Below are 12,518 nucleotides of genomic sequence, written 5' to 3'. Positions count from 1 at the left end.
AAATTTATTATATTTACATAAATAATATATATAGAATTACAAAGAGGGGTATAAAATGGGCGATGAAAATAAGTTCGGACAATTTAAAACTGTACAATATAACGATGGAGTACACAAACCTAAAAAAATAAAAGGGATTATTTGGATTGTAGTTATAGTACTTGTTACTAACGCCATAACCCTAGTAGTTTCAAATAAAATTTCCTTAGGAACTCCCAATGGAAAAGTAATAATTGGAAGAGAAGATTATGATCAAGTATTAAAGTTTCAAAAACTATTTTTAGTAAGAGACAAATTATACGAGTACTACGATGGCAAAATCAGTGATGATGTTTTAGTAGAAGGTGCTATAAAGGGCATGACTAATTCACTAGAGGATCCATATACAGTTTTTATGAACAAAAAAGAGTTTACAGATTTTAATGCTCAAACAACAGGAGCTTATACAGGACTTGGTTTACAAGTTGGGGTTAAAGAAGACAATATAGTTGTAATTGCGCCTTTCGATCCATCACCAGCTAAAAGTGCAGGAATACTTCCTGGGGATGTTATTGAAAAGGTTAATGGTATAGCTGTAAAAGGAAAAGAACTAGAAAAAGCTGTTACAATGATGAAAGGCAAGGAAAATGAAGCTGTAAAGTTAACTCTTAATAGAAAAGATAAAGGTGTTTTTGAAGTTAGTGTCAAACGTGCTAAGATCGATTTGATAACAGTTAAAGGTGAAATGTTAGACAAAAATGTTGGATATATTCAACTTACAATGTTTGATGAAAATACCTCTAAAAATTTCAATAAAAAATTAGCAGAATTAAAAGGCAAAGGTATGAAAAGTCTAGTATTAGATATAAGAGGAAATCCAGGTGGTCTTTTAGATCAATGTGTAGAGCTAACTTCTAATTTTGTACCTGAAGGAAAAGTTATAGTTTATACAATAGATAAGAATAAGAAAAAGAAAGAATATAAGTCTACAGGAGGCCTAGCAGTAGGTATGCCTCTAACTGTATTGACAGATGAGGGAAGTGCAAGTGCTTCAGAAATTTTTGCAGGAGCAGTTAGGGACTATAAGGTTGGTACTTTAGTGGGAGAAAAGACTTTTGGAAAAGGCGTGGTTCAAACTATGCTTTACCAAAGTAGGGATGGATTTGATGATGGTACTGCATTAAAAGTAACAATATCAAAATATTATACTCCTAATGGAGAAAATATACATCATATTGGAATAAAACCAGAAATTGAAATTGTGTATCCAAAAGCACTTAAAGAAAAAACATATGATAGAACTTTGGATCCACAGTTTAAAAAAGCACTAGAGATAGCTAAAGGTAAAATCAAGTAATAACATACCAAGTATCTACCAATAAATTTGGTGGATACTTGGTTTTTAACAACATCTCAGAACCGCAGATGATTTCACACATCCTAGGCTATGTCATTACCAAAGGTAATGGCTTCACTGTAGGTGAGCGCATCACTGTAGGTCATGTAACGCATTTACATAGGAGATATTGGAAATATATAGTTTTTTATAGCAATATGAAAGGAGAATTTTATTCAATGGATATTGCAATACATACTTTAAGAGCAGTTGCTTCTGCAATTTCAGATCCTTCAAATGCGTTTATCCTAATAATGATTGGAGTAATTTTTTATAATAAAAATAAGAAAATCGCTATTATGCAGAAAATGATAATGGGAGAAAAGTTAGATTCACCCTTTGAGTTAACTATATCTCAGATTGTAATAGGAATTTTTGCAGGAGCCCTAGCAAGTCTTATGTTTACATTTTTAGGGCTAGTTTTTGATGAGAATTCAAATATTTATTTATTGTTTATGTTGTCATTGTTTTTTATGGCATTTAAGCCTAGATTTATCTGTTTTTCTTATTCAGGTGCAGTTTTGGGTATAACCAGCCTAGTATTTAAATATGCAGCTATTATATTACATATGCCGAAATTGGATTTTATAAACATAGATATTCTTACCTTAATGACTTTGGTTGGGGTATTACATATTATAGAGGGAAGTTTAGTGATGATAGATGGATCAAGAGGAGCCATTCCTGTGTTTACAAACAGAGATAATAAGATTATTGGTGGATTTGCCTTGAAAAGATATTGGGCATTACCAATTGCTATACTTATACTGTTAAGTTCAGCTTCATCAGATTTAGTGGCTGGACAGAGCTTAATGACTCCACAGTGGATGCCTGCAATAAGAGGGGATATTGCTTCTAGAATCCTAAAAAGTTCAGTTATAGCTTCTATTGCTCTTTATGGGGTTATCGGTTATAGCAGTATCACCTTTACAAAGAGTAAAGGCAAGAAGACCCTTTTTTCAGGAGCGTTAATAATGGCCTATGGCGTACTGCTAACAGCCATATCACAACTCGCAGTATTCGGGGTAGCTTATCAATTTTTTATTTTGATATTTGCAGCTGCGTTGCATGAAGCAATGCTGCATTTAGAAAAACATATGGAGCTCACTTTAAAGCCTAAATTTTTTAGCAGCGATGAGGGAATTATGGTGCTAGAAGTAGCACCTAGATCCCCTGCTTTCGAAATGGGGATTCAAAGTGGAGATTTAATAGTCCAGATTGATAATAAAAAAATAGAGGTTGAAGAAGAGATTTTAGATATTGTTAAAGGAAATTTTAAGTCACTATCTTTAAAAATCAAAAAACCGTCTGGGGAACTAAAGGACATGAGCTATAGCAATATGGCTGGGAACAAGAGACTAGGAATAGTAATTGTACCAAGGGAGTTACCAAAAGATAATTCTATAGTAAAGATGGATGATGAAAGTTTTAAAGATGTGTTAGAAAAAATGAAAGACATAGATAAGAAATAAAAAAAGGTGCCCAGTCTCCTGCGTGCCTTGCAATCAGAGCTTGCAACTTGAAATTCCATTAAGGAATTCTAATCTTTTGCAAATATAAAATTCTCTGGCGCTCACATTCGGCGTCCTGCCTCAGGTTCGCTAGCCTGACGTCCTGGCAGGCTCACGAGAATTTTATATTTGCAAAAGAAGAATTTCTAAATGGAATTTCAATAGTTTCTACGCTTCTTATTGCAAGTCACGCAGGAGAAATTTTACGCTTTGTTTTCTAGGTAGTGGGAAAAACCTTGGGGGGATATAACGATTATTATTTTTTTAGTAGTTCATTAGCTTTATTTGAAGATTGTGGGATAACTATTTTAATTGCTATATTTCTTTTTCCAGGTTTCACTCCATTGCTGAAAACTCAATACTGTTACTTCCTGTAATGATTTTCCATATAAAGAACTGCATGCTCCGAATACATCTGTATTAGGATAAGAGTAACCGCCAATGACTTTACCTGCTAACATAATATATAAATTCACGCCACTTTTAGCATTGTTATCTTTTTTTGCAGAGGATGATTTGTGACTACACTTATCTTCTACGAGATTTTTTTGATGCAAGTCATAATAATATACTCTTGTGACGCGGTTTATGAATATTCCGTCATCTTTTTTTTGATTTTCTCTTATAAGTAAAGTATGTAATAAATACTACATAAGACTATACATATTATCTGATATTAATTTTTCATATAGTTTAAACCAATCCAATCCGTAGTTTCCAAGTCCCAAATCAACAGTATCAATATATTTAAAACTACATTTTTCATACAACTTTATGGCAGGTATATTTCCTTCATATACATCCAGCCTAATTGATTTAACTTGTGACTTAATGCTGCATTCATCAGCAAATTCCATTAGTGCTTTGCCTACACCACATTTCATAAATTTCGGATGAACAACAAATGTATGTATAACAAAAACATCTGAATAGTCAGACTCAAATCCCCATTTAGCATTATAATATTCTGGTTCAGGTTCATTACTTAAAATAATAGAACCAATGATTTTCCCATTATGCTTTGCCACATAAAGGTTGTCGTTTTTGACTCCATCAATTGCATTTTGTCTTATAGGATATATACCCTTTTTCCATCCAGGATAATTTACTCCTTTTGCCAAATAGTCATTTAAATCATTGTAAAGTTGTTCTAATTCATCAATATCATTTGCTTGTCCAAATTCAATAGTAAAATCCATATGTATCCCCTCCAAATAAATGTAAAATAAAAATTTTGCTCCATCACAATATACGAAAATTACGTCTTAACATCAGTCAATAAGTGAAAAACAAGAATAATACTATACTATCGTAGTTGTATCAATATTTTTTAATATATCTGCAACTGTCTCATCTAGTTCAAGGTCTTTTGGTATAAGTAATAATGTATCATTTATTAACTCAAAACAATTCTTTAAATTCTCTTTAGTATCTTTTATACATATAATTGAATCTATCCTCTCTTCTAGATTTTGTGGTTTTATCTCTAGATTACTAATTATATATTTTGTCCATTTCCAATCTGGTTCCCACTGTCTATTTATTGCATATAAAATTCTTAAAATCCTTTGAATATCTGGTATCATTCTTTGAAGGAATGGAATTTTATCCTCTCTCTTAGATAGCATTTTTCTAACCGCTATTGACAAACCCATAGTCCAAGGTTCAATTGTATTTGCTATGATATCTTTCTGAAGTTCTTCTGGATAAAGATTTAATTGTCCTTGTAAATCACTTAATATAGCATTATCTCTGATAAAAATTGCATCTTTTAATACTGAAGCAAGAATAAGTTTATCATGGGTAATTACTTTACCTTCTATAATTGAATTTATGTTATTTTTCATGCTACTAATAGTCTGCCATCCTGCTTCAATCCAATAATCTTTATACTTAAATATTATCCAAACTGATCCATCCCCTATTGGTACACCATACGGATGTATATCTGTTCCTCCAATCTGTTTAATCCAATTAATCATGTTTTCTTCTGATATTAAATTATCTACTAAAAATTCTATTTCAATATCAGAATCTTCATCTGCAAGATTCCTTGAAACAGAACCAACAATAATGATTTCCCTTCCATATTCTATTGAACATTTACTCGCAATTTCTCTTGCTAACTTAATTCTAGCTTCACACTCTTTATTAAATATATCTTTTGACATAATAAGCCCCCCCCTATCTCATATGTTTTTTTATTAAAACAGTAAAATTATTATATACTACAACCCCACTCATATAGCATTATATGAATAACGAACTACTATTTTATGGCTGGTATGACATAAAAAATGAACATTATGAATCAACCTATCTTTTCAACTTTATCCCCTAATACCAATATTGCTTGATTGTTATTTAAGCGAGTAACTTCGCATTTATATTTTGATTCAAATTCTAGAATCCTTCCTACTAACTACACAAACTTTAAGAAAAATATGTACTAACTATAACTTGGCATTATTCATATTTGGTATGGCTATCTAGCTGTTTTAATGATAAATGCATATTCACATTCATTTTTCCCCCAAGAAGCAGTTATTCTATAACCTCTAAAATAAGTCATATTTGGAACAAAATACGAATCCAATTCTGCTTCTATGTTTTTCTTAATTTCAAAAGAATATTTGCCATCCTTTAGTTCAAATGGAATATTAATTATTGGGGTAAAATACCTCTTACTTCCGTTTTTATCAATTAAAATATCAGATATAGTGAATTTGTCTGGAGGATTATTTTTAAAATTAATCACAACAATTTTACCAAACTCAAAATATGGAGTCTCAATGCTAGAGTCTTCTTTTAATATACTTTGAAATGTATTTTTCCTATCATATATAGCACCATCCCATTTGTTTTTTACAGTAACATATTGTAATCCTTTGTCTCCAATAGTTATTGTTAATTTAGGTGGTTCTTGTGATAATTTCTGTGAAGTACATCCAATCAATAGTATATTTGATAGTAACGTAATAATAATCAGGAATATTATTCTTTTAATTGTAATCAGTTCCTTTCTTTCAAATTCTTATTATTAAGGAAACCAAACTTATTTACTTAAACTATAATTATTTGATTAGCAAGTTAGGAATTATCTGAACAAGCCTAGCTTGCTGCATACCCAAAGAAAAGCAATAAAGATACCGAAATATGTTAGTAAAAAAATAAGGAGATTAATAAAGTCATTATATTCAGGGTCTTTAGAGTCTTTAATCTTAAACAGTTCAAATATAAACCCAATAATAGATTCCATAACTACGATTACCTCCGAGTTTATTAATATTTATCCCATACTTTATGAATAAGTTATTTAGCCATATTATACCATCATGTTCTTATTTAATTATACAAATTCCTAAATTAATTTTAAATAATTTAACATTATTACATAGAAATAACTTATACTTTATGGAAAATAGTATTTAATATAAAAGAGTTGTAATGACCAATATTAAAGACTTCAGAAGGAGATTTATACTCCTCCTGAAGTTTTTTATTTTAAGTTAATCTATTTTTATAAGTTCATCTTCACTATAGCCTTCAATAGTTCTTTTGACGAGGCCTAAGTCCTTCGCATAATACATTTTAGATTTAAAGGTATCCCTAATCGATGTAACTTCTATGGCGGAGAAGGAGCCTGCTGGAGCATTTACTGGAACATTAATTCCAGTAATCTCATATTTTAACTCTGAGGCATCAGTCCATCTTGTGCCAACTTCTAGAGGGGTTTTCAATATAATATCATTTGCGTTAGGTTCAACTAGCCCTATATAGTTCTCTTTAAACTTTCCCTCGGGCTCTTCCTTACTAAATATTAATCTTATATCCGTATCGGAAACTTGGTAAATAAGTATTACTCCAGTTGCTGTATCTTGTTGCTTTATCTGAAATTTATTTCCATTTATTTTATCAATTATTTGGGTGAATCCTGAATTTTCGAAACCACCACTGAACTTTTTTATCATTCCTTTCTTTGGAAAATAGTCTTGAATCCTAAGCACTGTGTCTTTGCTATTTTTAGCACAGGAACTTATTGTTATAATTATGGATATCAGGATTAAAATAATTACTGAAATTGATAATTTTGTTTTCATAACAAATCCTCCTAAGTGCATAATTTTTATGATGAAAATTTTATAGTTATAACTTTAGTATACATAACTTTCCATATAACCACAATATATGTATTCAGTAATTATGGCTTTTGGACATAACTACAATTCATTATGGGAAGGTTAATAAAGAGGTGATATTTATGCTATTAGAATTCCACTTTATCCTGCTGTTAAGGTAAATGGGAAATTTTTAAAGACCTTAGTACATGAAGTTTATATAATAATTTCTGAAAGCCAACCAGCATTTTTTATGATTTTTGAAGATGAAACTAAACTATTATGTTTCCCTTTTGAAGGTAACATTGATGAATTATCAAAAGTTTTAAACTTCAAATTAAAAGCGAATAATCTGGATATTAAAGAATAATAAGTAGTGTAATTTATATATCATAGGTTTTTCTAAAATAATAAGATTGAATTTCTCAAAACAGCTATATTTTAGTATAAGAGTGCTATAATACTAAATACTACTTAATCATATTTCCCTTAGTATTTTTGAATGGGAGTTTTAATATTACTCAAAAAAAAGGGGGCGAATGCACGAATCTGACTATCTCATAAATTAAATTATGACGAAATATAGATATAAGACCAAAATCATAAGTAGTGTTTAAGGTATAGTATATGTTTGAACTGAAATATAGAGTATAGAGAGAAGGTAATCGAATGAAAAAAAGAATAGCTTTTATAGTAATGTTACTTACAATGGTAAGTTCCAAAGTCGCACTTGCTGATAGTGGAGTTGTGAATACAGCCTCACTAAATGTTAGGCAAAAACCTTCACTGACCTCTGCTATTACAGGTTTTATTTTGAAGAATACAAAGATAAATACCCTTGGAAAAGAAGGGGATTTTTATAAAATAAGTTATAGTGGGAAAACTGGATATGTACATACTTCATATATAAATATAGTAAAAAGTACTTCTCCTGATAATAGTGCGGTAAGTGTAAAACCCGCTAACGTAGAAAAATATGGAGTTATAACAACAAGTATTTTAAATGTAAGGTCTGGAGCTGGGACAACCTATCCTGTTACTGGGACTATTAAGCTTGGAAGCAAAGTGACGATGCTTGAAAATACAAATGGTTTTTATAAAATAATTTTTTCAGGTAAAACAAGTTATATAAGTGCTTTGTATGTAAAAGTTACAGGGCAAAAGATTGTGAATACAAATGGTACAAGCAGTCCTACTGTACCTGTAACTAAACCAGCAACTGTACCTGCAGTAAAGCCTACGGGAGTTGGAACTGTTACAGCCTCAGATTTTTTAAGTGTAAGAAAAACAGCTTCATTGACTAATAATATTACTGTAATGGGAAAAATATATCCTAATGATAAAGTGGATATATATGGAACTGAAGGCGAATTCTATAAAATTAAATATGCTGGTGACTGGGGATATATATATAAATCTTATGTAAGCATGGTTACGGATACATCAAACAAAGCTCAATATGTTGAAAATGGACAACAATATGATACAAAAACAACTGGAAATAACTTAGTGTCATATTCGAATACATTTTTGGGGTCTCCTTATTTATGGGGTGGCGCAACACCAGCAAAATTCAACGCTACTGGCGGATATATAAGTGGTGGATTTGATTGTTCGGGCTTTGTACAGTATAGTTATAAAAACTTTGGTATAAGCTTGCCTAGAACAACTATGGATCAGGTAGATAAAGGTGCATCTGTTAAAGTAAATAATCTTCAAAATGGGGATTTAGTCTTTTTTACTACAAACACAGCTGCTCCTGCTGAAGTATCTCATGTAGGAATATATATTGGTAATAATAAATTTATGCATTCTCCTAAACCTGGTGATGTTGTTAAAATATCTGAATTAACTGGCTATTATCAAGATAACTTTGTAATAGGTAAAAGAATAATACAATAAGTAAAATTTAAGCTAAAATATACGGTATGAAATTTCTCCAGCGTGATTTGCAATACGAACTTGAAACTGGAAATTTGATTAAGAAATTCTAATGCTTTGCTCATGTAAAATTCTCTAACGCTCACATTCGGCGTCCTGCCTCAGGTTCGCTAGCTTGCCTTCCTGGCAAGCTTACGAGAATTTTACATTCGCAAAGCAAGAATTTCTAAATCAAATTTCAATAGTTTTGTCGTTTCGTATTGCAAATCACTACGGGGAGGTTTCATACCTGTTTTTATTTTTAGCATGCTATAAGTATTCTTTAGGTGGGACATAACGATTATTAGTTGTTAAGCATATCTTTATGCTAATATTTTAAGCGCCATGTGAGTATTCTTATGAGTATGTAACAATTATTAATTGTTTAAATTTAAGATAAAAAGTGAATAATATTTAATGAATAGGGACTTAGTTTCCTATTTTTTTATTTAATCTATAATATAAGAAGGAACAGAATTATGTATGACTTAATGGTTATAATTTGTTAACATTATTGACACCTGACTGTAACAATTATCTAGTAATATGAACTAATAGGATAAGATGTTATTAAAAAATAATATCAACTCAGTATTAAATTGAAATTATAATGTAGCCTTAAAGGGCGGAAATGGGGACAAATTATTATGGGAATTAAAGAAAAGAATGTATCTAAAAAACTTAAAGGATCTGCTATTTCAACTGTTATGTATGTTGCAGCATCAGTTGTTGCACTGATTGGAGTTGCTTTATTAGTAAATAACATTTTATTGTATAAAACTACTGTTAGTCAAGCTGTAACTCAGGGGTACGATGTTGCTACTGTAAGAAAAGCATTATTGACATCACAATTGCTACCAGGAATGTTTGAACCAATTGGTATATATGGAGGTATCGCATTTCTAATATTTGGTGTGGGTAAAGTCAATAAAAAAGTTTCGAATTGCTTTATGCTACTAACTAAAGCAGAGGTTTGTAACGATATTATTGAAGAGAGCATTGTGCAGCAAAATGTAGTTGATGTTGAAAATATAGAGGCAACAGAAATGGCTGAAACAACTGAACAGATAGAAATTGTGGAAGAAGTTGAAAAGGCGTAATTGAAATAAACAAAAGGACTTGCCAATTAAGTAAGTTTTTTTCTTAGAGGATGATATAACTAAAAGTATATATTGCTAAAATGCGTTCACTTGGCCAAGTAATTCTAAAATTTATTTTACTTCCAGCTGCTAATAAACATAAACTTACGCTCAAACATATGTTTTTCTTCACGTAGCTGCAAATAAAATAAATTGTGAATTACTAAGGCTTGTTCAACGTATTTTACGCAATATATACTTTTGTTGCATCCTCTTGAAAAAAGAGCTAATCTAAAAACTAGAATTTCTTAATGGAATTTCTAGTTTTTAGTTCGTTTACAAGGCACGTATGACAAATTTCATACTCGCTATTAACATTAATTACTGGCAAATTAGTTGTAGGAGATATTGACATATCAAAAACTTATAGTTAAAATGTAATAGACGAACAAATGTTCAGATACATGATAGCAATTAATAGTTGTTATCGCACAAGGCGGTGTTTTTATGAATGAATTTAAATTACATTCGAAGTTTAAACCTACGGGAGATCAACCACAGGCTATTGATAGTCTTGTAGCAGGGCTTGAAGAAGGTAAAAAATTTCAAACTCTTAAAGGAGTAACTGGTTCAGGTAAGACTTTTACTATGGCTAATATTATTGAAAGAGTTCAAAAGCCTACCTTGGTGCTGGCTCATAATAAGGTTTTAGCGGCACAGCTTTGCTCGGAGTTCAGAGAATTTTTTCCTGACAACTGTGTGGAGTATTTTGTGTCTTACTATGATTATTACCAGCCTGAGGCTTATATTGCACAAACGGATACTTTTATAGAAAAAGATTCATCTATTAATGATGATATAGATAAATTAAGACATTCAGCTACATCGGCACTACTCGAGCGTAATGATGTTATTGTGGTGGCTTCAGTTTCATGTATATATGGACTTGGAAACCCTGAAGAATATAAAAAACTTACAGTTTCCCTTCGGGAAGGCATGGAAAAGGATAGAAATGAAGTTTTAAGACAATTAGTAGATATACAGTATGAGAGAAATGACATTAATTTTATTCGCGGAACCTTTAGAGTAAGAGGGGATACTGTTGATATATTTCCGGCTTCATCGAGCAGTGAAGGAATTAGAGTAGAGTTTTTCGGTGATGAAATTGATAAAATTAGATCCTTTGATTCGCTAACAGGAGAAATTATTGGAGCTAGGAAGCATGTATCTATTTTCCCGGCTTCTCACTTTGCAACTTCAAAGGAGAAATTAGAGCCTGCCATAGAACAGATAGAAGAAGAATTAGAGCATAGGTTAAAGGAGCTTATATCACAGGATAAATTACTAGAAGCTCAAAGGCTTAAGCAAAGAACTAACTTTGACATTGAAATGATAAGAGAAGTTGGCTATTGTAGTGGTATAGAGAACTATTCTAGAATTTTAGATGGTAGGCCTGCTGGAACAGCGCCTCAAACCTTGATGCACTATTTTCCAGATGATTTCTTAATGTTTATAGATGAAAGTCATGTAACGCTACCACAGGTTAGGGCGATGTTTGGGGGAGATAAATCTAGAAAAACTAATTTAATTGAGTATGGATTTAGACTTCCTTCTGCCTTTGATAATAGGCCTCTCACCTTTGAAGAATTTGAGGGTACTATGAACAAGACAGTTTTCGTAAGTGCAACCCCGAACGTCTATGAGGCAGAGCATAGTGAGAATACTGCAGAGCAGGTGATAAGACCTACAGGCCTATTAGACCCTGAAATAGCTATTAGACCTGTTAAAGGGCAAATAGATGATTTATATGCGAGTATTCAGGACACAATAAAAAGAGGGTTTAGAGTTTTAGTTACAACGCTTACAAAAAAAATGTCAGAGGATTTGACTAAATACTTTAGAGAAATGGATATGAAAATTACCTATCTACATTCGGATATTGATACTATAGAAAGAATGAAGATTATTCAAGATCTTAGGCTTGGTACATTTGATGTACTAGTAGGTATTAATCTTTTAAGAGAAGGCTTAGATATTCCAGAAGTAGCTCTTGTGGCAATCCTGGATGCGGATAAGGAAGGGTTTTTGCGTTCTGAAACCTCTCTAATTCAAACTATAGGAAGAGCTGCAAGAAATTCAGAGAGTAAAGTAATAATGTATGCTGACAGAATCACAAAGTCTATGAAAAAGGCTATAGATGAAACTAATAGACGTAGAAAACTTCAAATGGATTATAATGAAGAACATGATATTATACCAACTACTATTATTAAAGACATTAGGGAAGTACTGGGAGCTGTCACAGTGGCTGAGGAAGAAGCGGTATATGAAACCCTTGAGGCTGCAATGGAAGCAAACTACGATGAAACAAAAAAGCTAATGGATAGGTATGAAGGTGAAATGAAGCAGGCGGCTAAGGATTTACAATTTGAAAGAGCAGCGCAGCTTAGAGATATAATTTATAAACTAAAGAAACAGATTAAAAATATTTAAGAGTTAATAGCCGAGAGAGATG

General features: G+C 31.5%; 10 protein-coding genes. 5 read left to right on the top strand and 5 right to left on the bottom strand.

All coding sequences use genetic code 11. The features are described 5' to 3' along the window. The first annotated feature begins 55 nt into the window (after positions 1-55). Together KPL50_RS03165 and KPL50_RS03160 are read left to right on the top strand one after the other, a co-directional pair. Complete coding sequence (locus tag KPL50_RS03165) at positions 56-1,336, top strand: S41 family peptidase (RefSeq protein WP_216296994.1); 1,281 nt, start codon at positions 56-58, stop codon at positions 1,334-1,336. A gap of 218 nt (positions 1,337-1,554) precedes the next feature. Then, positions 1,555-2,847 carry a PDZ domain-containing protein gene (locus KPL50_RS03160; protein WP_216296993.1) on the top strand — a complete coding sequence of 431 codons (1,293 nt, stop codon included), beginning with the start codon at positions 1,555-1,557 and terminating at the stop codon, positions 2,845-2,847. 347 nt (positions 2,848-3,194) lie between these two features. Here KPL50_RS03160 and KPL50_RS03155 read toward each other — a convergent pair whose 3' ends face one another. From KPL50_RS03155 to KPL50_RS03135, 5 genes are all read right to left on the bottom strand, one after another. Continuing rightward, the gene (locus tag KPL50_RS03155; protein WP_216296992.1) at positions 3,195-3,443 is read right to left on the bottom strand and encodes a hypothetical protein; all 249 of its coding nucleotides are present in this window, start codon (positions 3,441-3,443) and stop codon (positions 3,195-3,197) included. Between the two features lie 90 nt (positions 3,444-3,533). Continuing rightward, entirely contained in the window at positions 3,534-4,085 is a 552-nt protein-coding gene (locus KPL50_RS03150) for a GNAT family N-acetyltransferase (protein ID WP_216296991.1), read from the bottom strand. A 102-nt stretch (positions 4,086-4,187) separates the two neighbouring features. Then, a complete protein-coding gene (locus KPL50_RS03145; protein WP_216296990.1) occupies positions 4,188-5,057 on the bottom strand; it encodes a DUF4037 domain-containing protein in 870 nt (289 codons plus the stop codon). Between the two features lie 314 nt (positions 5,058-5,371). Continuing rightward, positions 5,372-5,842, bottom strand: a complete 471-nt coding sequence (locus tag KPL50_RS03140) for a hypothetical protein (protein WP_253200425.1) — start codon at positions 5,840-5,842, stop codon at positions 5,372-5,374. 553 nt (positions 5,843-6,395) lie between these two features. After that, positions 6,396-6,986 (bottom strand): hypothetical protein, encoded by a 591-nt coding sequence (locus tag KPL50_RS03135; protein ID WP_216296989.1) that lies wholly within the window; start codon positions 6,984-6,986, stop codon positions 6,396-6,398. Between the two features lie 687 nt (positions 6,987-7,673). Here KPL50_RS03135 and KPL50_RS03130 point away from each other — a divergent pair. The 3 genes from KPL50_RS03130 (at position 7,674) to uvrB (ending at position 12,496) form a co-directional block, all read left to right on the top strand. Further along, complete coding sequence (locus tag KPL50_RS03130) at positions 7,674-8,906, top strand: C40 family peptidase (protein ID WP_216296988.1); 1,233 nt, start codon at positions 7,674-7,676, stop codon at positions 8,904-8,906. A gap of 665 nt (positions 8,907-9,571) precedes the next feature. Then, on the top strand, positions 9,572-10,024 hold the full coding sequence (locus KPL50_RS03125) for a hypothetical protein (RefSeq protein WP_253200424.1): 453 nt from the start codon (positions 9,572-9,574) through the stop codon (positions 10,022-10,024). A 486-nt stretch (positions 10,025-10,510) separates the two neighbouring features. Then, a complete protein-coding gene (gene uvrB, locus KPL50_RS03120; protein WP_216296987.1) occupies positions 10,511-12,496 on the top strand; it encodes an excinuclease ABC subunit UvrB in 1,986 nt (661 codons plus the stop codon). Positions 12,497-12,518: the final 22 nt, after the last annotated feature.

The sequence above is a fragment of the Clostridium sp. CF012 genome, from assembly GCF_018861755.1.
Taxonomy (GTDB): Bacteria; Bacillota; Clostridia; order Clostridiales; family Clostridiaceae; genus Clostridium_AD.
Note: the sequence above shows the minus strand (reverse complement) of the source record. Positions and strands in the feature narration are given on the sequence as shown.